Below are 20,942 nucleotides of genomic sequence, written 5' to 3'. Positions count from 1 at the left end.
GCCTAGCGAACCCATTCGTCGCGCAGAGCCCGCACATAGGCGTCAATTTCGTCCTGAGTACGCCGGTTTGCAGCTATTCCGACAAAATCACGAAAGCTTCTGGGGGCCGGCTCTGGTGGACCGGTTGTTGACGACGAGAGCCCAACGGCATCGGTCAATATGGCGCGCACCTCTGCTTCGGTCGACCGTTTGTTTGCCACCGCACGTGTCTTCACTGCTTCAAGCACTGCATCTTCCAATTGCCTGACCACGATCTGGGCCATCTCAGTCACTCCTATTGATATCACAATGATATCATTTTTTGATCTGATTTTCCATCACATCCTGAACACACCAAACTTCGTATCTTCCACCGGAGCATTCAACGCCGTCGACAGGCTGAGAGCCAGTATTTCGCGTGATTTGAGCGGATTGATGATGCCGTCGTCCCACAACCGCGCCGAGGCGTATAGCGGGTGGCTTTGTGTTTCGAACATCTCGATGGTCGGCCGCTTGAACTCGGCCTCTTCTTCTACCGACCACGCCCCGCCTTTGCGCTCGATGGCGTCACGCTTGACGGTCGCCAGGACGCCCGCCGCCTGTTCGCCGCCCATCACTGAGATCCGGCTGTTGGGCCAGGTCCACATGAACCGTGGGCTATAGGCCCGCCCGCACATGCCGTAATTACCCGCGCCGAAGGAGCCACCGATGATCATGGTGATCTTCGGCACCTGCGTCGTCGCCACGGCCGTCACCATCTTGGCGCCATCCTTGGCAATGCCGCCGGCCTCGTATTTCTGCCCGACCATAAAGCCGGTGATGTTCTGCAAAAACACCAGCGGAATCTTGCGCTGCGAGCACAGCTCGATGAAATGCGCCGCCTTCACCGCACTTTCGGAAAACAGCACGCCATTGTTGGCGACAATCCCCACCGGCATACCCATCACATGGGCGAAGCCGCAGACGATTGTTGTGCCGTAGCGCGCCTTGAACTCGTCAAACCGTGAGCCGTCGACGACGCGGGCGATCACCTCGCGGATGTCATAGGGCTGGCGCGTATCGGCAGGAATGATCCCGGCGATTTCAGCCGGATCGTAAAGCGGTTCTTCCGCCGTCCGGATATCCATTTCGGCAAGCCCCGCCCCGCCGCGATTGTTGAGATTGGCCACCGCCTGCCGTGCCAATTCCAGCGCATGCGCATCGTTGTCGGCGAGATGATCAGCCACGCCCGACAGCCGCGTGTGCACATCACCACCACCAAGATCCTCCGCGCTGACTATTTCGCCAGTGGCGGCCTTGACCAGCGGTGGACCAGCCAGAAAGATCGTACCCTGATCGCGCACGATGATGGTCTCGTCGCTCATCGCCGGCACATAGGCTCCGCCCGCGGTGCAGGACCCCATCACCACGGCAATCTGCGAAATCCCCTTGGCGCTCATGTTTGCCTGGTTGAAGAAGATCCGGCCAAAGTGATCCCGGTCGGGGAACACTTCATCCTGGTTGGGCAGATTAGCGCCGCCCGAATCCACCAAATACACACACGGCAGATTGTTCTCGAGCGCAATTTCCTGGGCGCGCAGATGCTTCTTCACCGTCAGCGGATAATAGGTGCCGCCCTTCACCGTGGCGTCGTTGCACACCACCATCACATCGCGGCCATTGACCCGGCCAACACCGGTGATCACGCCGGCGCTGGCGATATCGCCGCCATAAAGCCCGTGGGCAGCGAACCGCCCGACCTCCAGAAACGGCGAATCCGCATCAAGCAACGTCGCCACCCGCTCGCGCGGCAGCAGCTTGCCGCGTCCTACATGGCGTTCGCGCGAGGCCTCCGGCCCGCCCTGCCCGTGCAAGGCGGCAGCTTCTGCGGCTTCAGTGATCTGTGTCTGCATCTTCGCGGCGTTATCCTTGAACGCCTGCGAGCCAGTGGATATCTTGGATTGAATGATACTCACGCCGTCTCCGCCATCATCTCGCGCCCGATCAGCATGCGGCGGACTTCGGAGGTGCCTGCGCCGATCTCGTAGAGCTTGGCGTCGCGCAGCAACCGGCCGGTCGGGTAGTCATTGATATAGCCATTGCCGCCCAGCGCCTGGATCGCCTCCAGCGCCACTTGCGTGGCCTTTTCCGCCGCATAGAGAATGCAGCCGGCGGCGTCCTTGCGGCTGGTTTCGCCCCGGTCGCAGCCCTGAGCCACGGCATAGACGTAGGCCCGGCAGGCGTTCATCGTCGTGTACATGTCGGCCAGCTTGCCCTGCATCAGCTGGAAATTGCCGATTGGCTCGCCAAACTGCTTGCGCTCGTGGCAATAGGGCACCACCACATCCATCGCCGCCGCCATGATGCCGAGAGGTCCGCCCGACAGCACCACGCGCTCGTAATCCAGTCCCGACATCAAAATCTTGACGCCCTCGCCCTCCTGACCGAGCACGTTGCCGAATGGCACTTCGCAGTACTCGAACACCAGTTCGCAGGTGTTGGAGCCACGCATCCCCAGCTTGTCGAGTTTCTGGGCGGTCGAAAATCCGGCCATGCCCTTTTCGATCAGGAACGCAGTGATGCCGCGCGATTTCGCCTCCGGATCGGACTTGGCATACACCACCAGCGTGTTGGCATCCGGACCATTGGTGATCCACATCTTGTTGCCGGTGAGCACATAGCGGTCATTGCGCTTCTCAGCCCGCAGCTTCATCGACACCACATCCGAACCCGAGCCCGGCTCGCTCATCGCCAGCGCACCGACATTCTCGCCAGAGCAGAGTTTCGGCAGATATTTTTGCTTCTGCGCCGTCGTGCCCCAGCGGTTGATCTGGTTGACGCAGAGATTGGAATGGGCGCCGTAGGACAGGCCGATCGAGGCCGAGGCGCGGCTGATCTCTTCCATCGCCACAACATGCGCCAGATAGGACATGCCGGTGCCGCCGAATTCAGGATCAGCGGTCATGCCGAGCAGGCCGAGCGCACCCATCTCCTGCCACAGATGGTTGGGAAACGCATTCTCGCGATCGGTTGCTTCCGCCACCGGTGCGATACGGTCATTGGCAAAGCGGGACACCGAGTCACGCAGCGCGTCAATCTCGTCGCCATGGCCAAAATTCATGCTCGTCGTGAACATTTCAATTTTCCTTTTTGCCCCACCAGCCGCGCCACCAGGCGGACATAGACCGCCTCGATCTCGTCGAGCGACAGGCGTCCGTTTTCCCGGTACCAGGTGGTCATGCCGGTGAGCATGGCGATCATCGCCATGGTGGTGAGCTGTGGATCGATAATGTCAAAAGAACCGTCGGCAGCGCCGCGCTCGAGAATAGCACGCGGCACCTTTTCATAGTCGCGGCGCAAACGCTCGATGGCGCTGAAATTCTCATCCTCGAGGCTTCGCAGTTCCATATAGGAGATGAACACCTCCCGCGATCGGTCAAGGTGATAGCGAATGTGAAACCGGACGAACTGCTCAAGCGCTTGTGGCGGCGCCAGCCCCGGCTCGCTCACCTCCTCCCAGGAAGTCAGCAGCGTTTCCATGTGAACCCGCAGAAGTTCGTTCAACAGGTCTTGCTTGGTCGGAAAATGATTGTAGATTGCACCGGCCTGAACCCCGGTTTCCGCCGCGATCGCCCGCATCGACACCGCAGCATAACCCGAGCGCGCAAACAGTTCGAGCGCTGCGTTGCGCAGCTTCTCCGCTGTTTCAGCTCCGTTTGATCCCACCCGTCGCGCCATGACTCACACAATTAAATGAACGTTTGTTTATTTTATCGGCTTCCACATCAATCTGCAAGCCCGACGATGTCATAACAGGGGCAAAGTCTGCGTTTTTGCCTAAAGCCGGGATGCTCGAAACCAATCAGGCCAGCCAGCGCTTGCGGCGCTTGTAGTGCTTGACGTTTTTGAACGAGCGCCGGCCCTCGCCACCAACGCCAAGATAGAACTCCTTGACGTCCTCGTTCTCGCGAAGATCGTTGGCCACGCCATCCATGACGATGCGGCCGGATTCCATGATGTAGCCATAGGTGGCGTAGCGGAGCGCAATATTGGTGTTCTGCTCGGCCAGCAGAAACGACACGCCTTCCTGCACGTTCAGTTTCTTGATGATTTCGAAGATTTCTTCCTGCAACTGCGGCGCCAGTCCCATCGACGGCTCGTCCAGCAGGATCATTTTCGGCCGGCTCATCAGCGCCCGCCCGATCGCGGTCATCTGTTGCTCACCGCCGGATGTGTAACCGGCCAGGCTGGTCCGGCGTTCTCTCAGTCGCGGAAAATAGTTATAGACCATTTCGATGTCGCGCTTGATCGCCGCATTGCCGTCCTTCCGGGTGAAGGCGCCGGTAAGCAGGTTTTCTTCAATCGTCAGATGCCCGAAGCAATGCCGGCCTTCCATCACCTGGATACAGCCGCGCCGCACCAGCTCATTGGCCGTCTGCGCTTCGATCCGCTTGCCTTCGAATTCGATCGATCCCTTGGTCACCTCGCCGCGCTCCGAGCGCAGCAGGTTGGAAATCGCTTTGAGCGTCGTCGATTTGCCCGCACCATTGGCCCCAAGCAAAGCCACAATTCCACCTTCCGGCACCACCAGCGACACACCCTTGAGCACCAGGATGACGTGATCATAGATCACTTCGATATTGTTGACAGTCAGGATATTCGGCTGTGTCGACGCATCGGTTGATACGGAAGTGGACATGGTCATGGACCCTCTCCGGTCTGAACAAAGCTGGGGAGCAGTGGACCGCCGCGCGAAACATTTGAGTCCCGCGCGGTGGTTGTTTGTCAGGTCATCACTGAGCGCAGGGTTCAGTCCGCTCAGGCCAGGGAGCATTGCTCTCGGCATAGTCTGCAGCGGCCTTTTCAAGCAACGGCTGAACCATCTCGACGTCCGGCGAGAACCAGTCGCCGGATTTCTGCCAATCCTTGCCGTCCCATTCAACCACATAGACCTTGTGGTGCCCCGAATGGTCGTCGCAGGAAAGTTTCATCGGCAGTGCGAAGCCCTCCATGCCCATTTCCTTGAGCCGTGCCTCGGTGATGTCGAGGTTCTCAAGACCATTGCGCATGTCTGTCGCGTCGATCACAGTCTTGCCGGAAAGCTCCTGCGCCTTGCGGATGCCTTCAGCGATCAGCATCGAGTTGTAGACGCCGCGGTTGTAGAGGTTGTCGGCAAATTTCGCCGGATCAACCTCGCTCTTGCCTGCATCGACAACGTATTTCTGAATGTCCGCGATAAACGGATAATCGGCGCCAACACCATGGAAGTTGAGCGTGCGATATCCCTTGGCGGCTTCGCCACCAGCTGCCGCATCGTCATTGCCGCCAGACCACCAGACACCGTAGAAGTTTTCCATCGGATAGCGGATCTTGGTGGCTTCCTTCACCGCTGTCGGGCTCATTGCACCCCAGCCCCACATGATCATGTAGTCGGGCTTGTCGCGGCGGATGTTGAGCCACTGCGACGACTGGTTCTGCATTTCCTTGCCGGCAACCGGGTATTGCATCAGCTCGAAGCCCATGTCGCTGGACATCTGTTCAAGCAGCGGAATCGCCTCACGGCCATAGCCGGCGTCAAGGAAGATGTAACCGATCTTCTTGCCCTTGAGTGCTTCTTTGCCACCTTCACGGCGGGCGATGTCGGTGACGATCGCAGATGCGCCGTCCCAGTATGTGTCCGGCGGATTGAACACCCACGGGAACGTGTTGCCTTCTGCCGCAGCCGAAAGCCCATAGGCCATAGACAACACAGGGATCTTGTCAACGGATGCCTTCGGGATCACCTGAAGCGTGATACCGGTTGAGTAAGGGCTGATGACAAGCGCTCCATCGCCCTTGACCTGCTCATAGCACTCCACACCCTTCTGGGTGTCGTAACCGGTTTCACACTCGGAAATGCGGATCTTGACACCGTTGATGCCGCCATCTCGCTCGTTGAGCATGGTGAGGTAGTCGTGCATGCCGTTGGCAATCGGGATGCCCGAGCCGGCATATGGGCCCGTCCGGTAACTGAACAGCGGTACAAACAGATCATCGGCGGCGAAGGCCGGCAGAGCTGCGCCCGCCAGGGTGCCGGCCATGACGGTTCCGGCAATCAGACATTTCAGTCGCATTGTATTCCTCCCATTAGGCGCGGTTTCCGCACCAGTCCGGGGACCCTATTCCTCCCGACATGTCTGATCCGGACGGGCCCCATGCCCGGACAATGTCGCTTGTGGAAGCTTCCCGGCTCGTCTCCTCAGACGTCCCGGAAAACACCAGTTGGTCAGGCGTATGGAAACGGCCAGACGCGCATTTTCTCCTTGCCAAGCGACCAGAGCCTTGCGAGCCCGTGCGGTTCGACAATGAGAAAGAAGATGATCAATGCGCCCACAACCATGGTCGCAATGTGAAAGACAGTCTCAGCCCCGACGCCGATCCCGAGCGCCGGCAGACCGGAGCGCAGCACAATCGGCAAGCCCCAGATGAATGCTGCTCCAAAGAACGAGCCGACAAGACTGCCCAGCCCGCCCAGAATAACCATGAACAGGATCTGGAATGACAAGGTGATGGAAAAAGCCGAAGGTTCGGCCGCACCGAGATAGAAAAAGATGAACATCGCGCCGGCAACGCCGCACAGATAAGACGACACGGCAAAGGCCGAGAGCTTTGCCGTCAGAGGCCGCACGCCCATCAATTCTGCGGCAATGTCCATGTCGCGGATCATCATCCATTGCCGGCCAATCCGACCGCGCACGATGTTTTTGACGGCAAGCGTCACCACGACCACAATCCCCAGAACAATAAAATACTGGGTCATGGGTGCTGCCGACGGACCGGTCAAGATAATGTCTCCAAAGCCGCGCCGTTCCGGCACCTCAATCGCGCCCGATGCATTGTAGTTGTAGAGCCACGGAATGCGGATGAAGCACCACTCAAGGAAAAACTGCGCCGCTAGTGTGGTGACCGCCAGATACAGCCCCTTGATCCTGAGCGATGGCAGGCCGAAGATCACGCCTATTCCGGCTGAAAAAAGCCCCGAAAGCAGCACAAGAATGATGATATTTGTTTCCGGAAAGATAGATGTCAGCTTGTAACAGCTATAGGCACCCACTCCCATGAAAGCCCCGGTTCCAAGCGACAATTGCCCCGCATAACCGGTCAGAATATTCAGACCGATTGCAGCCAGTGACAGGATCAGGAACGGTGTCATGATTGCGTTGAGAAAGAAGTCTGACGCCACGAACGGGATCGCCAGCGCGATCAGTCCGATAATCGCCATGCCAATCCGGTCCTCACGGATCGGGAAGATCGCCTGATCCGCGATATAGGTGGTCTTGTACTGGCCGGATTCGCGGTACAGCATTACTCGTCTCCCCAGACATTCCCGCCCGATGGCAGCACATGTGAACTTGGACCGGTGAGCCGGAACCGGTGCCCGGTCGGCGCCTCCATGACCACTGTGTGATCAACCACGCTGACCTTTCGGCCACCGAAGTTTTCAATGCGATGGATCTCAGCGGCGAGGTTGTTGGTTTCAATGTCGAAATGGATCCGCGCTTCGTCGCGAACCGCCTCGATGACCAGAGCAACACTTTTGTCTCCGGCCAGAATGGTGGCGCGATGCCCGTCATCATCCGTATGCGCGGGTTGACCCAGCAATTGCGACCAGAAGCCCGCGGCCTGCTCGATATGGTCTGTGTGACAGTCAATCACGATTGAGGAAAGTCGGCTCTTATGCATCGCTTATACCCTCTCGATAATGCGTTCACCAAACAGACCTTGTGGCCTGAACAGCAAGAAGATAAGCGCAATCATGTAGGCAAGCCAGCTTTCGATGCCACCGCCCACCAACGGGCCCCAGTAAATCTCTCCTACCTTTTCGCCGATGCCGATGATCAACCCGCCAACGATGGCGCCCGGGATCGAGGTAAAGCCGCCAAGGATCAGCACCGGCAAGGCCTTGAACGCGATGATTTCGAGCGCGAAGGACACATCAGAGCGCGCGCCCCACATGATCCCCGTGGTCAGCGCCACGATACCGGCGGCAAACCAGACGATGGCCCAGATCTGATTGAGCGAAATCCCGACCGAAAGTGCTGCCTGATGGTCGTCGGCGACAGCACGCAACGCCCGGCCGATCCTCGTCTTGTTGAAGAACACTGCCAGCGCACCCACCATGATCAACGCGATTACCGCCGCGGCAATGTCGATATGCTGCAGGATCAGAAGTCCGCCATCGCCGATCTCGAACGCCGTCGACCCCGTCGGCAGTCCCAGTTCTTCAGTGATCATCTGCTTGGGTTCGCCACCAAAGACGAACTCGCCAAACCCGACCAGAAAATAGGTCAGCCCGATGGTCGACATCAGCAGGATGATGTCGGGCTGGTTGACCAGCGGCCGCATCACGAAGCGTTCGACCGCCAGCGCCAGCACACCCATCACACCGATGGTCAGGATTAGCGCCAGATAGGCCGGAACGCCTTTTTCATGCAGGCCGACCAGCGTCAGTCCGGCAAACACCACCATGATGCCTTGGGCAAAATTGAACACGCCCGAGGCCTTGAAGATCAGCACGAAACCAAGCGCGATCAGCGCATAGAGAACGCCTGCGACAAACCCTTCCCACAACACCTGCAGGAAGAAGTCGGGCATATCCACCATCTGGGCGAACGGATCGACGAGAACTGTATAGAGAAAGTCCATCAGTGTGACACTCCCAGATAGGCGTCGATGACGTCCTGGTTGTTCTTCACCTCTTCAGGTGGCCCATCACCGATTTTGCGGCCGTAGTCGAGCACCACCACGCGGTCGGAAATATCCATCACCACACCCATGTCATGCTCGATCAGAGCAATGGTCGTACCCATCTGGCTGTTCACATCGAGGATAAAGCGGCTCATGTCCTCTTTTTCCTCGAGATTCATGCCGGCCATAGGTTCGTCGAGCAGCAGCAGATCCGGTTCCATCGCCAGCGCCCGGCCCAGCTCGACCCGCTTCTGCAGGCCGTAGGGCAATTTACCCACCGGCGTCTTGCGGATCGCCTGGATCTCGAGAAAATCGATGATCTCCTCGACCTTGAGCCGGTGTTCGATTTCCTCGTTGCGCGCCGGCCCGACATTGAGCACCTGCCAGAAGAAATTCTTGTGCATCTTCAGCGTCCGGCCCGACATGATGTTGTCAAGCGTCGACATGCCCTTGAACAGCGCGACATTCTGGAACGTACGCGCAATGCCTGAAGCCGCGGCCTCATAAGGCTGCATCCGCGAGCGCGCCTGACCGCGAAACGTGATCACACCTTCCTGCGGATGATAAAACCCGTTGATCACATTCAGCATCGAAGTCTTGCCGGCGCCGTTCGGTCCGATGATGGCCCGAATCTCGCCCTTGCGGATATCGAACGAAATGTCCGAAATCGCTTTGACGCCACCAAACGACAGCGACACATTGTCAACTTTCAGCATCACGTCGCCGGGGTTGAGCCCGTCATCCGCAGCATGCAGCTCGACATGTTTGACACGCGCATTCATTCGGCTGCCTCCGGCATCGTTTCCACACTGGGGTGAACCGTGGCATCCGCAACTTTCACAGTGGCGCGAATAGCGCCCTTGCGACCATCCTCAAACGTCATTTCCGTCTCGATGAATTGCTCGGCCGCCCCGTTATACAGCGCCTCGATCAGCGGACCGTAGCGTTCGGCGATGAAGCTGCGGCGCACTTTCTGGGTCCGGGTCAGCTCACCGTCATCGGCGTCCAGTTCCTTGTGCAGCACCAGAAAGCGCTTGATCTGCGCACCGGACATCATCGGTTCGGCCGCCAGATCGCGGTTAACCTGGTTGATGTGACCGGTCATCATTTCATAAACCTGCGGCAGGCCTGCCAGTTCCTGATAGGAGCCATAGGAAATGTTGTTGCGCTCGGCCCAGTTACCCACCGCCGTCAGATCAATGTTGAGGAACACCGAAACAAAATCCCGCCCGTCGCCAAAGGCGACCACTTCCTTGATATTGGGGAAAAACTTGAGCTTGTTCTCGATGTATTTCGGCGCGTACAGCGCCCCGGTAGTCAGCTTGCCGACGTCCTTGGCCCGGTCGATGATCTTGAGATGGCCGCGTGCATCGAAAATACCTGCATCTCCTGTCATCACCCAGCCGTCGGGCGTCATGGTTTCCTTGGTCTTGTCCTCGTCGCCGTAATAGCCGGTGAACATGCCAGGCGAGCGGAACTGCACTTCGCCGCTTTCGGTGATGCGGATTTCCACATCCGGTGCGGCCGGCCCCACCGTGTCGGGGCGCACGTCGCCATCCTTCTGGCAGGTGACATAGAGGAAGGCTTCGGTCTGGCCGTAAAGCTGCTTGAGATTGATGCCCAGCGAGCGGAAGAACGAAAACAGGTCCGGCCCGATCGCTTCGCCGGCCGTGTAAGCCGTCCGGATGCGGGTGAAGCCGAGCACATTCCTGAGCGGACCATAGATCAGCTTGTCGCCGATCCAGTAGGAAATCCGTCCCGACAACGGCACAGGTCGGCCCTCGAGGATCTTTTCGCCATAGGCCTTGGCGACGCCGAGAAAATGGTGGAACAGCCATTTCTTCGGCCCGCTCGCGTCTTCCATCCGGATCATCACGCTGGTCAGCAGGCCTTCAAACACCCGCGGTGGCGCGAAATAGAAGCTCGGCCCGATCTCGCGCAGGTTCTGCGCCACGGTGTCGGGGCTTTCGGGGCAACTCATGCACAGCCCGGCCACATAGCCCTGCGCATAATTGAGGTAATGATCGCCAACCCAGGCCAGCGGCAGATAGGCCAGCACTTCATCGTGCTCGGTCAGATTATCAAATGCGGCTGTGTCTTCCGCCGCCTTCACCGAGGCCGACGCCGTCAGCATCACGCCCTTCGAGCGGCCGGTCGTGCCGGAGGTGTACAAGATCGCCGAAATTTCGCTGCCATCGGAGGCGCGAATTCCGGCTTCCCAGTCAGCCACTGCGGATGTGTTCGCCAGCGCGATTTCACGACCCTTGTCCTGCACGTCGCCAAAATCATGCAGAAGACCGCGATCATAATCGCGCAGACCGCGCGGCTCGTCGAAAATGATGTTGGTGAGGCCGGGAACATCAGTAGCAACGGATTGAATCTTGTCGACCTGCTCCTGGTCCTGAACAATGGCAAAACGCACACCCGCATGGTGCAGCACATAGGCCATTTCTTCAGCAACAGAGTCCGCATAGACCGGAACAGGGATCGCCTTGAGCGATTGAGCGGCGCAGAAAGCCCAGTAGAGCCGCGGCCGATTGGAGCCGACAATGGCGATGCGGTCACCCTCACCCAGACCCATGGCCTTCAGACCAAGCGCAAAATCGCGAATCTCGTCGAGTTGCTCCGACCAGGTCCAGGTCTGCCAGATACCGTAGTCCTTGATGCGCATCGCAGGCCGCGCTGCAAAACGCTTTGCGTTGAGCAACAGATACTGCGGAAACGTAACCGGCTTGCCGCCGGCGGTCACGCCTGTGGCTTCCATCTCCTCACTTCTCCTCCTGTCCGGATGGCTTGATGCCATTTCCGGGCGCGTGGATCCCCATCCACGCCATAGGCCGTTCCCCTGGCCATTCTTCGCACCGGTCAAGCCGGTAGCTTTGGTTGCCGGTTACCAGCCGCTGTCCTCTCAGCCGCCGGTTTCCGGGTGCGGTCACGAATTAAATGAACGCTCGTTTACCTTAGTCGTCCTGACCTCCGTTGCAAGTGCTACTTTCGTGGGTCTTCACACTTTTCCATTGATCGTTTCCAACCGGTCGACCAGAGCCGTGACGCCAAAGCGGATCGGATCCGTGGCCGGCACGCCATACTCGCTTGCAAGCCCTTCCAGCAGCGCCTTCGCCTCGGCCTCGCCAAGCTTCTGGGTGTTGACGGCGATCCCCGTGCAGGTGATGGCCGGATTGGTCAATTTCCCGCAGGCGATGGTCATGTCGATAACTTCCTGAATGCTCGGCAAGCCATGCTTGACCCCGCGCATCGTTGTCCGTGTCGGCTCATGGCAGACCACGAACGCGTCGGCCTGCGCGCCGTGCAGCAGCCCCAGCGACACACCGGCAAAGCTTGGATGGAACAGCGACCCCTGCCCCTCGACCAGATCCCAATGGCCAGGATCATCCGCCGGTGCGATCCACTCTACAGCCCCCGAAATGAAATCCGCTGCCACCGCGTCGATCGCGGCCCCACGGCCTGAAATGAACACGCCGGTCTGCCCGGTGGCACGGAAATCCGCGTCCATTCCCCGCGCCCGCATCTCGCGTTCAAGCGCCAGCGCGGTGTATTTCTTGCCCACGGAACAGTCGGTTCCCACTGTCAGACAGCGCAGACCCGGGCGCTTTGTCCCCTTGCCTGTATCAAAGCGCTGATCGGAAAAGCGAACGTCATGCAGCTTGGCGCCGCCGCGCTCCGCAGCTGCACGGATTTCCGGAATCGATGCAAGCCGTGTGTGCAATCCGGTCGCCACGTTGAGACCCGCATCAAGCGCTGCAACGATGGACGCAATCCAGTGCGGAGGCAGAACGCCGCCGGCGTTCACTGAGCCGACCACCATGGTCTTGACGCCTTGCGCGACCGCCTCCTCGATCGAGAGATCAGGTATATTTGCATCAGCCTGGCAGCCCTCAAGCCGCAACTGGCCGATGCACCACTCCGGCCGCCAGTCAACGATCCCCACTCCGGTTTTAGCCGCCAGAGCGTCGGGCACATCACCGAGAAAAATCAGATAGGGCGGATCGATGACCATCACATACTCCAGACTTTGAGATTGGTTTCAGACCACCACTGTCATGCGCCCGGGTGTAACCGTCAAGACGGCAATTGCCCTCTCCACCTGATTGTCCCGGCAGATGCCAAAACCGCGTCCGTTTACGGAGAAGACGACAGCACGAAAGCGTCAAAACAGGGCGTCAGTGTAATGCGGTTATGGGCAGTCAGCGCTGAAGCGTAATGCTCTAGAAGCTGCTTTCGCGCGTGATGCACCGGACAGGTCGGCACGAGGATCAGATCCGTCTGCGACACTGCGGCGCGCGTTCGGGCGTCGAGCTCCGGCAGCGCCCGGTTCGGATCGGCGCCGATGGCAACATACTCGGTGCCCTTCTTGTTCAGCAGATAGGGAAACGGATTGGCGAAATCGAGATTCAACACCCGCTCGAACCGGTGACCTGTCTTGGCTTCCATCGCCTTGATTGCCACCGTGGCCGCCTGCATTTCCTGCAGTAAGAGGTATTGGTAATCCGGATCCGAAAACATGATGAAGGATGGCAATGCCCCGGTCTCGGCAATCGCCTCATAGGTATCCCGGTGGGCGATATAGATCCCGCGCATCCGTTCGGCCTGTTCAACGAACACGTCCTTGGCCGAAACCCTGCCGATCGGACCCATATCCGGGGCATCCAGAACGACATAACCCGGGGCCACCGCCAACGTCCGGGCTGCCTTGTGCAGCACATTGCTGATGTTGGGCACCGCCGAAAATGCGATCAACACCAGGACAATCACACTGTAACGGCCGTAAGTTGCCATCGGCAGCACCAGCACTGCCAGGAGCGCTGGCCAGATGATCAGGCCAGCCTGGCCGCCGGTATTCTGGGTTTCGTAAAACAGACTGCAAAACAGCAGCAGACCAACCCAGAACCAGTGAGCATCGAAGATCCGGCTCAGCTTGTTGCCGGAAGCCCGGCCGCCCGCAGCGTCGAGCCCCGACCATGATGCCGCCAACAGCGCAACAACGAGCAGTCCGCCTGCACCAAAAACATTGAAATGCTGGGAAATCGCAGTCAGAAACCGCGGCAGCAAGGCGTCGCTGTTTTGCGAGGCGAGCAGGATGATGTCCTGCACATACGGGACAACCATCCCCGTCGACAATTCGGCAATCCCGGTCGCGCCGATGCAGACAAGCGCAGTCGCGATGGCTGTTTTGACCGATATCCGGCCAAGTACCAGTCCAAACAGCAGGATCGGGCCTGCAGCAAGCAGGGCCGTGATCTTGCAGAATGCCATCGACAGCACCAGCACACTGAGCACGATGGCTTGAATGACTTGGCTGCGCACAAATAGAACCGTTGCCGCCACCAGATAGATCAGATGTGCACCGTGACGGTTGTAAATGCCAAAGGCGTCGGTTCCCGGATAAGGGTAGAAATCGATGACGTTGAACGGCAGCGCTGTGAAGATCATCCATGGCACAAACAGCCAAAGCGCCACCGTGCCACTACGCTTCGCCGTGTCCCAAAGGATCAGCGCCATCACAGGAGCGGTAACCGGCAGCCAGATCCATTGTGTCAGAAGCACCGGTTGCGCATCGGGAAACACCCGCGCAGAAAACGCCGCGAGAAAATACTCAAGCGGCCCGACAGGTGCGAAAAAATCAATCGCCGGCCATTGGCCCTGCGCGATACGGCCGATCGCATCGTAATAGACCAGCACATCCCAGTACATCGGTCCGATGGGCAGAACCAACGGCAACGTTTGCAGCACCAGTAAAACCACAACAAAGCCAATGAGCGCCGGATAGAGCCAAAACAGCGCGCGCCGTCCCGGCGCATCGCCAAACCCTGTGTCAACCATGCTCATACAGCCCCCGAAGGTGATTCCCTGTTTGGGAGTGTGTTCGATTTCCGACCCACGGGTCAATCACGAGACCTGCGGCGTATGTTCATTCCAGACCGCCACTTTGTTATCGACCAGGAAATAGATCAACCGGCGGGTCAGGATTTTCTGGCCCTCAAATAAATCGAGGCGCGCCAAAGCTGGAATGTTTTGCCCGTCATGCCTGTGACAAGCCGGTTCGGCGGGCGAGACCGCGCTCGATGGCGGACAGTCCATCATAGAGCAAAACTGCGACCGCTCCAACGATCAGGCCACCCTGCAGCACGAAGGCTGTGTTGTTGGTCTGCAAGCCGGCGATGATGACCTCTCCCAGGGTTTTCGCCGCGACCGTGGAGCCTATCGTTGCGGTTGCCAGACTGACGACCACCGACAAACGGATTCCGGCCAGAATGATCGGCATGGCCAGTGGCAGTTCGACCCGCCAAAGCCGCTGCCGGTCTGTCATGCCAGCACCGCGTGCAGCTTCCAGGACCGGACCCGGCAAGGTCGCAAATCCGGTCAGTGTGTTCTCAAAAATCGGCAGCAGCCCGTACAGAAACAGGGCGACCAGCGTCGGTTTCTCACCGAAGCCGAGCACGGGTACGGCGAGCGCCAGAACCGCAACCGGCGGAAAGGTCTGGCCGACATTGACCAGGCTGCGCGACAGCGGCAGAAATTCCGCGCCGAACGGGCGGGTGACCAGAATGGCAAGCAAGACGGCCACCACAGTCGCCGCCGCTGTCGCAATCGCCACTGTGCGCAAGTGGAGCAGCGTCAGCGTCAGCAGGCTGCCCTGATTGTAGATCGCCGGCGCATTTTCCTGGGCCAGAGGCCTCAGCAGCGGCTCGAACCAGTCGGGTGAGAGCAGAAAGCCCACCAGCAGCGACAACAGGCAGGCACGCGCAAACCATGGAAACCATGTTCCCGTCATGGCCCGGCAGCCCTGCGCGACAGGGCTTCGAGCGTCACCTTGCCGAGGGGCGAACCATCGGCACCGACAACCGGTGCTGCCTGACGGCCGCTCCACAACAGCTCGGACAAAGCGTCCCGTTGGCTGGTGGTTTCGACAAGCGCCGCGCCTTGCGCCGTGCCCGGCTCGACCGCATGGCCCACCGTGTCGATCGACAACAGCCGGAAGGCGCGTTCATTCTCCCCGATCAGGCTCTGGACAAAATCCGTGGCCGGCTGCCGCACAAGTTCCGAGGGCGCGGCGTATTGCACCAGTGCGCCTGCATCCATCACGGCGATGCGATCGGCCAGGTGAAAGGCTTCATCCATGTCATGCGTGACCAGGATGATCGTTGTTCCGAACAGCTTCTGGATCTCCAGCAAATCAATCTGCGCCTTGGTGCGGATGATCGGATCAAGCGCCCCGAAAGGCTCGTCCATCAAAAGCACATTCGGCTCGGCCGCTAGTGCCCGCGCAACACCCACGCGCTGCTTCTGACCGCCGGAGAGCTCATGCGGAAAACGGTCGGAAAAGGTCGCGGGGTCAAGCTGGAACAGCTCAAGCAGTTGTGTGACCCTCGCCTTGATCCGGGCCTTGTCCCAGCCAAGCAGGTCAGGGACGGTGGCAATGTTCTGCGCAACCGTGCGATGGGGAAACAGCCCGTGCCCCTGGATCGCATAGCCGATGCGACGCCTGAGCTCGAACCCCGGCAGCGTGCTGATGTCTTCGCCATCGATCCGGATCGTGCCGGAGGTCGGCTCGACCAGCCGGTTGATCATCCGCAGCAGCGTTGTCTTGCCCGACCCCGAGGTGCCGACCACCACCGTGACGCTACGCGGCTCCACCACCATCGAGACATCTGCGACGACGGTCGTCTGATCATAGCGCTTGCTGAGACCCTCGATTTCAATCATCTGACTGTTCCAGCTGTGCCCGCGGGGGCGTAGATGTCGACAAGCGCATCCAGGACGATGGCCGATGCGAAAGCCAGACCCACTGTCGGCACCGCTCCGAGAAGCACCAGATCCATAGCCGTCTGCCCCATGCCCTGGAACACGAACACGCCGAAGCCGCCGCCGCCAATCAGCGCGGCGATGGTCGCAAGGCCGATATTCTGCACCAGCACGATCCGGATGCCGGTCAGGATAACCGGAAGGGCAAGCGGCAATTCGATCCGCATCAGCCGCTGGGCGACGGTCATGCCGACGCCGCGCGCCGCCTCGTTGGCTTCACGCGGCACGCCAGCCAGCCCCACCACCGTGTTGGCCACCACCGGCAGCAGCGAATAGAGAAACAGGGCGACAAAGGCGGGTGCTGCACCGATGCCGCGAATGCCGAGCGCGCTGGCGCCCGGTACATTGATCGCCACCCAGCTCAGCGGAGCGATCAGGATTCCAAACAGCGCGATCGAAGGAATGGTCTGGATCAGATTGAGCACATTCAGCACACCGGCCCGCAACCGCTCTACCCGGTGGCAGAGAATACCCAACGGGACGCCGACGGCAGCGGCAACCACAAGCGATCCCACGGCGAGCAGAACATGCCGGACTGCCTCGGCCCAGAAGGCATCGGCGCGGCTGGCATATTCCTTGAGGATCGAAAGACTGGCCCACAGCCCCGACGTCAGGCAGATGCCGACAGCTGCCAAGGCCACCGCAAGCAGGGCGACGCGCATAAGCGGTTTCGGATTGAGGCGTGCGATAGCATCGGCCGCCATCAGGGCGAAGGCAAACACCAGCACCCAGAAGCCGGACGCCGGCGCTGTGCGCGCGTAACTGTCACCCTCAGGAGTCAGATGGCTGGCGGCAATGCCAATGGTGACGGCAAGGCCCGCAAGCATTATCGCCGCCACCGATAGCCGCAGCAGGATCGGTGCGCGAAAAAGCGCGACCAGACCAGCGCCGAGCAAGGCAAGGGCCAGCACCATGCCAAGTCCCGACGGCAGCGCCTCCAGCAGAAAGCGGCCTTCGCCGGGCACGATGCGATTGGCCCGGAAAGTCACGAACGGGGCGGCATAGGCGCCATAGGCGACCATGAGAGCGAGGACCACACCAAGCTTGTCAAAGCGAAGGCCCAAGCCGCGATCCCCGTCAGAACCGGACGCGGCCTGCTTCCAAGGATCAGAGGCAGACCGCGCCATCCTATTTCAGAAAGCCGTTTGCTTTCAGGAAGTCATCAGCGACCGCCTTGGCTGGCTCGCCGCCGACCTGGACGCGACCGTTGAGTTCCTGAAGTGTCACCAGGTCGAGCTTTTCAAACACCGGCTTCAGCAGCGTCTCGATCTCCGGGTGCTGTTTGAGAACCGCTTCGCGAATGATCGGCGCCGGCTGGTAGACCGGCTGCACCGATTTGTCGTCCTCGAGCACGACCAGACCGGACGGGGCGATGCCGCCATCAGTGCCGTAAACCATGGCCGCATTGACGCCGCTGGTCTGATTGGCCGCAGCTCCGATCGTTGCGGCGGTGTCGCCGCCCGAAAGCGTGATCAGCTGATCCGGCTTCAGCGTGAAGCCATAGGCGGTCTGAAAGGCCGGCAGAGCGGCTGGCGAATTCACAAATTCGGAAGAGGCCGCCAGAACGACATTGCCGCCGCCTGCGACGAAGGCGCCGAAATCGCTGAAGGTCTTGATCTGGTTGGCCTCGGCAACATCCTTGCGAACCGCGACCGCCCAGGTGTTGTTGGCCGGCGACGGCGTCAGCCAGACGATCTTGTTGGCGTCATAGTCAAGCGACTTGGCCTCCGAATAGGCCTTTGCGGCATCTCTCCAGAGAGGATCTTCGGCCTTCTGGAAGAAGAACGCCGCATTGCCGGTATATTCGGGATAGATGTCGATCTCGCCGGCAGTGATCGCCTGTCGCATGATCGGCGTCGCGCCCAGTTGCAGGCGATCCGTGGTCTCGATGTTGTTGGCATTGAGCACCGAGAGGATGATGTTGCCAAGCACGCCGCCTTCGGTATCGATCTTGGACGACACAACCACCTGCGCCGACGCGGAGGCCGCCGTGACAAGGAGTGCGAGTGTGGTTGCGATTATGTTGGGTTGAAAACGCATTGTCGCTGTCTCCTTCAAGAGAGTTTCCCGCTTTAGGTAATATTGGCATATCCGCGATAAAACGCGAAGCACGACAGCGCATTTAAGTCAGCGACCGGCAAAGGACAGGGCGCCCCAGGAAAATTGCAGTTTACAGAGCAGCACTCAGCGAATTCAAATGGAAACCACGCCGCTTGAGACTGCTGATCATCGGCGGTGGTCCCGGCGGCTATGTCTGCGGCATCCGCGCCGGCCAGCTCGGCATCGACACCGTTGTCGTCGAGCAGGCCAAGGCCGGCGGCACCTGCCTGAATGTCGGCTGCATTCCTTCGAAGGCGCTGATCCATGCCGCCGACGAGTTCCACAAGCTCAGCGGCTATGACGGCCGCTCGGCGCTTGGTATTACCGCCGCCAGCCCTTCCATTGATCTCAGCCGCACCATCGCCTGGAAGGACGGCATCGTCGCCCGGCTCACCGGCGGCGTCCAGGGTCTGCTGAAAAAGGCCGGCGCGCGGTTGATCACCGGCCAGGCTGAATTCCTCGACGGCAAGACCGTTCAGGTGACCACCGACGCGGCGGTGCTGCGCATCGTGGCGGAAAATGTGATCATCGCCACCGGCTCGGAACCGGTGGAACTGCCGTTCCTGCCCTTCGGCGGCAAGGTGATCAGCTCCACAGAAGCGCTGGCGCTTGACGCGGTGCCGGAACGGCTGGTGGTCGTTGGTGGTGGCTATATCGGGCTGGAAATCGGCACCGCCTTCGCCAAGCTCGGCGCCGCCGTCACCATTGTCGAAGCCACGTCGAAGATCCTGCCGCAATATGATTCAGCCCTGACAAGACCGGTGATGGCCTCTCTCGAAGCGCTGGGCATCAAGCTGATGCTCGACACCAAGGCCAAGGCCGCGTCCGACACCGGCCTGATGGTTGAGACCGCCGACGGCGAGATCATTGACCTGCCGGCCGAGCGGATCCTCGTCACCGTTGGCCGCCGCCCGCGCTCGCAAGGCGCCGGCATTCCCGGCCTCAGCCTCGACATGGACGGACACTTCATCCGCATAGACGAGAACTGCCGCACATCGATGCGTGGCGTCTTCGCCATCGGCGACGTCACCGGCGAGCCGATGCTGGCCCACCGCGCCATGGCCCAGGGCGAATTGGTCGCCGAATTCCTCTCTGGCAAGAAGCGCGTCTGGGACAAGATCTGCATTCCCGCCGTCTGCTTCACCGATCCGGAAATCGTCACCTGCGGCCTGTCGCCCGACGAGGCGAAAAGCGCCGGCATCGAGACCACGACCGGCCAGTTCCCCTTTACCGCCAATGGCCGCGCCATGAGCATGGAGGCCGAGAACGGCTTTGTTCGCGTTGTCGCCCGCAAGGACAACGGCCTGATTCTGGGTCTGCAGGGTGTTGGCGAGGGAATCTCGGAACTTGCCGCAGCCTTCGCCATCGCCATAGAGATGAGCGCCCGGCTTGAAGACATCACCGCAATCATCCACGCCCACCCGACGCTCGGCGAAGCGCTGCACGAAGCCTGCCTCAAGGCGCTGGGACATTCGCTGCATATTTGAAATCAATGCAGGTGCGACCGGACGCTGAGCCTGACAAGGGCACTGTCAGACTGATGCGAATTCGGCTCCGCATTGCGGGAATGGCAATCTGTTTGCTAGTGCATACGACGTGCCACTCCACGAGAGAAGTTATAAGGTGCGGTTACTTGTGGACTTGTTCCCCGTCAGCACCTATGGCGCAGAATTGAGGTTGTGATTTAGGGAGGGGCTTGTTTTCGTCGTACTCTCGAAGGAATGAAAATGAGACCGAATTCCTCAAATGTCGAAAAGCCTGCCGAGCAGGCAGCGAATGCCGACATTCCATCTGAAAAATAGACCGCTGACTCAAAAGCTTGAACGCGTCCACTTCAATCCGGGTCATATCCTGATGCTTTGAAGTAGTTGGCGCACTCCTGGGGTTAGAAGAGTTTAATGAGATCGCCGACGGTGTTCCACAGCCCGTCGACAGAACGTTCGGTCTTTGCACGCAATAGCGCCTTGAGGTTGGAGAAGGCGTTCTCGATCGGGTTAACGTCGAGGCTGCAAGGCGGCAGATAGAGCAGCGCGCAGCCTGCGGCCTCTATGGCCCCTCGAATGCCATCCGCCTTGTGGGCCGGCAGATTATCCATGACGATATAGTCGCCGGGGATGAGGGCGGGAACAAGAAGCTGCTCGATATAGGTTCGAAACGCTACCCCATTCATCGCTCCGTCAAAGACCATCGGTGCGGTCGCTAAGCATTGCCGAAAGCCTCTTTTAGGGTTGGTCAAAGAAAACCCTGGAAACTGGCAAGAAGCGGTTGGCTAGGAACGCCGCTCGCTCCGCCATGTCGGACGAGGTGAAGATTCTGCGCCGCATGATCCCGCT

General features: G+C 59.8%; 18 protein-coding genes and 1 pseudogene. 1 reads left to right on the top strand and 18 read right to left on the bottom strand.

Annotated elements, in window-relative coordinates:
* Window positions 1-2 precede the first annotated feature (2 nt).
* From IMCC20628_RS04960 to IMCC20628_RS04880, 17 genes are all read right to left on the bottom strand, one after another.
* Complete coding sequence (locus tag IMCC20628_RS04960) at window positions 3-263, bottom strand: hypothetical protein (RefSeq protein WP_047029292.1); 261 nt, start codon at window positions 261-263, stop codon at window positions 3-5.
* Between the two features lie 54 nt (window positions 264-317).
* Window positions 318-1,934 (bottom strand): carboxyl transferase domain-containing protein, encoded by a 1,617-nt coding sequence (locus IMCC20628_RS04955; RefSeq protein WP_047029291.1) that lies wholly within the window; start codon window positions 1,932-1,934, stop codon window positions 318-320.
* Window positions 1,931-3,094, bottom strand: coding sequence for an isovaleryl-CoA dehydrogenase (locus tag IMCC20628_RS04950; protein ID WP_047029290.1), 1,164 nt, complete (start codon window positions 3,092-3,094; stop codon window positions 1,931-1,933). Before IMCC20628_RS04950 ends, IMCC20628_RS04955 begins: the two co-directional genes overlap by 4 nt.
* Window positions 3,076-3,696, bottom strand: coding sequence for a TetR/AcrR family transcriptional regulator (locus IMCC20628_RS04945; RefSeq protein ID WP_047029289.1), 621 nt, complete (start codon window positions 3,694-3,696; stop codon window positions 3,076-3,078). The genes IMCC20628_RS04950 and IMCC20628_RS04945 overlap by 19 nt, the downstream gene beginning before the upstream one ends.
* A 124-nt stretch (window positions 3,697-3,820) precedes the next feature.
* On the bottom strand, window positions 3,821-4,663 hold the full coding sequence (locus tag IMCC20628_RS04940) for an ABC transporter ATP-binding protein (RefSeq protein WP_047029288.1): 843 nt from the start codon (window positions 4,661-4,663) through the stop codon (window positions 3,821-3,823).
* An 88-nt stretch (window positions 4,664-4,751) separates the two neighbouring features.
* Complete coding sequence (locus IMCC20628_RS04935) at window positions 4,752-6,071, bottom strand: ABC transporter substrate-binding protein (protein WP_047029287.1); 1,320 nt, start codon at window positions 6,069-6,071, stop codon at window positions 4,752-4,754.
* A gap of 152 nt (window positions 6,072-6,223) precedes the next feature.
* The gene (locus IMCC20628_RS04930; RefSeq protein WP_047029286.1) at window positions 6,224-7,303 is read right to left on the bottom strand and encodes a branched-chain amino acid ABC transporter permease; all 1,080 of its coding nucleotides are present in this window, start codon (window positions 7,301-7,303) and stop codon (window positions 6,224-6,226) included.
* The gene (locus tag IMCC20628_RS04925) at window positions 7,303-7,680 is read right to left on the bottom strand and encodes a VOC family protein (protein WP_047029285.1); all 378 of its coding nucleotides are present in this window, start codon (window positions 7,678-7,680) and stop codon (window positions 7,303-7,305) included. The genes IMCC20628_RS04930 and IMCC20628_RS04925 overlap by 1 nt, the downstream gene beginning before the upstream one ends.
* 3 nt (window positions 7,681-7,683) lie before the next feature.
* Window positions 7,684-8,643, bottom strand: a complete 960-nt coding sequence (locus IMCC20628_RS04920; protein ID WP_047029284.1) for a branched-chain amino acid ABC transporter permease — start codon at window positions 8,641-8,643, stop codon at window positions 7,684-7,686.
* Complete coding sequence (locus IMCC20628_RS04915; protein ID WP_047029283.1) at window positions 8,643-9,467, bottom strand: ABC transporter ATP-binding protein; 825 nt, start codon at window positions 9,465-9,467, stop codon at window positions 8,643-8,645. The genes IMCC20628_RS04920 and IMCC20628_RS04915 overlap by 1 nt, the downstream gene beginning before the upstream one ends.
* Window positions 9,464-11,449 (bottom strand): AMP-binding protein, encoded by a 1,986-nt coding sequence (locus IMCC20628_RS04910; RefSeq protein ID WP_047029282.1) that lies wholly within the window; start codon window positions 11,447-11,449, stop codon window positions 9,464-9,466. Before IMCC20628_RS04910 ends, IMCC20628_RS04915 begins: the two co-directional genes overlap by 4 nt.
* Before the next feature lie 240 nt (window positions 11,450-11,689).
* Complete coding sequence (gene dgcN, locus IMCC20628_RS04905) at window positions 11,690-12,703, bottom strand: N-acetyltransferase DgcN (RefSeq protein ID WP_047029281.1); 1,014 nt, start codon at window positions 12,701-12,703, stop codon at window positions 11,690-11,692.
* 122 nt (window positions 12,704-12,825) lie between these two features.
* A complete protein-coding gene (locus IMCC20628_RS04900; protein WP_052766301.1) occupies window positions 12,826-14,532 on the bottom strand; it encodes a hypothetical protein in 1,707 nt (568 codons plus the stop codon).
* Window positions 14,533-14,725: 193 nt separating this feature from the next.
* Complete coding sequence (locus IMCC20628_RS04895) at window positions 14,726-15,478, bottom strand: ABC transporter permease (RefSeq protein WP_047029280.1); 753 nt, start codon at window positions 15,476-15,478, stop codon at window positions 14,726-14,728.
* Window positions 15,475-16,410 (bottom strand): ABC transporter ATP-binding protein, encoded by a 936-nt coding sequence (locus tag IMCC20628_RS04890; protein ID WP_047029279.1) that lies wholly within the window; start codon window positions 16,408-16,410, stop codon window positions 15,475-15,477. The genes IMCC20628_RS04895 and IMCC20628_RS04890 overlap by 4 nt, the downstream gene beginning before the upstream one ends.
* Window positions 16,407-17,531: an ABC transporter permease gene (locus IMCC20628_RS04885; protein WP_245307933.1), complete on the bottom strand. Its 1,125-nt coding sequence runs from the start codon at window positions 17,529-17,531 to the stop codon at window positions 16,407-16,409. Before IMCC20628_RS04885 ends, IMCC20628_RS04890 begins: the two co-directional genes overlap by 4 nt.
* Window positions 17,532-17,637: 106 nt before the next feature.
* Entirely contained in the window at window positions 17,638-18,549 is a 912-nt protein-coding gene (locus IMCC20628_RS04880; protein ID WP_047029278.1) for an ABC transporter substrate-binding protein, read from the bottom strand.
* 173 nt (window positions 18,550-18,722) lie between these two features.
* Here IMCC20628_RS04880 and lpdA point away from each other — a divergent pair, with 173 nt between their 5' ends.
* The gene (gene lpdA, locus IMCC20628_RS04875) at window positions 18,723-20,096 is read left to right on the top strand and encodes a dihydrolipoyl dehydrogenase (protein WP_047029277.1); all 1,374 of its coding nucleotides are present in this window, start codon (window positions 18,723-18,725) and stop codon (window positions 20,094-20,096) included.
* A gap of 398 nt (window positions 20,097-20,494) precedes the next feature.
* On the opposite strand, the pseudogene IMCC20628_RS04870 reads toward lpdA, so the two are convergent.
* Window positions 20,495-20,806, bottom strand: a pseudogene (locus IMCC20628_RS04870) (transposase); the annotation flags it as partial.
* Window positions 20,807-20,942 lie beyond the last annotated feature (136 nt).

This window comes from Hoeflea sp. IMCC20628, assembly GCF_001011155.1.
In the GTDB taxonomy this organism is placed as follows: Bacteria; Pseudomonadota; Alphaproteobacteria; order Rhizobiales; family Rhizobiaceae; genus Hoeflea.
The sequence above is the reverse complement of the archived record's forward strand: the minus strand, read 5'-3'. Positions and strand labels throughout refer to the sequence as shown.

What these genes read in the sequence shown, in the direction of transcription:
- IMCC20628_RS04960 (WP_047029292.1), bottom strand. Translation starts at nt 263, where the DNA reads ATGGCCCAGATCGTGGTCAGGCAATTGGAAGATGCAGTGCTTGAAGCA.
- IMCC20628_RS04950 (WP_047029290.1), bottom strand. Translation starts at nt 3,094, where the DNA reads ATGTTCACGACGAGCATGAATTTTGGCCATGGCGACGAGATTGACGCG.
- IMCC20628_RS04945 (WP_047029289.1), bottom strand. Translation starts at nt 3,696, where the DNA reads ATGGCGCGACGGGTGGGATCAAACGGAGCTGAAACAGCGGAGAAGCTG.
- IMCC20628_RS04940 (WP_047029288.1), bottom strand. Translation starts at nt 4,663, where the DNA reads ATGACCATGTCCACTTCCGTATCAACCGATGCGTCGACACAGCCGAAT.
- IMCC20628_RS04935 (WP_047029287.1), bottom strand. Translation starts at nt 6,071, where the DNA reads ATGCGACTGAAATGTCTGATTGCCGGAACCGTCATGGCCGGCACCCTG.
- IMCC20628_RS04930 (WP_047029286.1), bottom strand. Translation starts at nt 7,303, where the DNA reads ATGCTGTACCGCGAATCCGGCCAGTACAAGACCACCTATATCGCGGAT.
- IMCC20628_RS04925 (WP_047029285.1), bottom strand. Translation starts at nt 7,680, where the DNA reads ATGCATAAGAGCCGACTTTCCTCAATCGTGATTGACTGTCACACAGAC.
- IMCC20628_RS04920 (WP_047029284.1), bottom strand. Translation starts at nt 8,643, where the DNA reads ATGGACTTTCTCTATACAGTTCTCGTCGATCCGTTCGCCCAGATGGTG.
- IMCC20628_RS04915 (WP_047029283.1), bottom strand. Translation starts at nt 9,467, where the DNA reads ATGAATGCGCGTGTCAAACATGTCGAGCTGCATGCTGCGGATGACGGG.
- IMCC20628_RS04910 (WP_047029282.1), bottom strand. Translation starts at nt 11,449, where the DNA reads ATGGAAGCCACAGGCGTGACCGCCGGCGGCAAGCCGGTTACGTTTCCG.
- dgcN (WP_047029281.1), bottom strand. Translation starts at nt 12,703, where the DNA reads ATGGTCATCGATCCGCCCTATCTGATTTTTCTCGGTGATGTGCCCGAC.
- IMCC20628_RS04900 (WP_052766301.1), bottom strand. Translation starts at nt 14,532, where the DNA reads ATGAGCATGGTTGACACAGGGTTTGGCGATGCGCCGGGACGGCGCGCG.
- IMCC20628_RS04895 (WP_047029280.1), bottom strand. Translation starts at nt 15,478, where the DNA reads ATGACGGGAACATGGTTTCCATGGTTTGCGCGTGCCTGCCTGTTGTCG.
- IMCC20628_RS04890 (WP_047029279.1), bottom strand. Translation starts at nt 16,410, where the DNA reads ATGATTGAAATCGAGGGTCTCAGCAAGCGCTATGATCAGACGACCGTC.
- IMCC20628_RS04885 (WP_245307933.1), bottom strand. Translation starts at nt 17,531, where the DNA reads ATGGTCGCCTATGGCGCCTATGCCGCCCCGTTCGTGACTTTCCGGGCC.
- IMCC20628_RS04880 (WP_047029278.1), bottom strand. Translation starts at nt 18,549, where the DNA reads ATGCGTTTTCAACCCAACATAATCGCAACCACACTCGCACTCCTTGTC.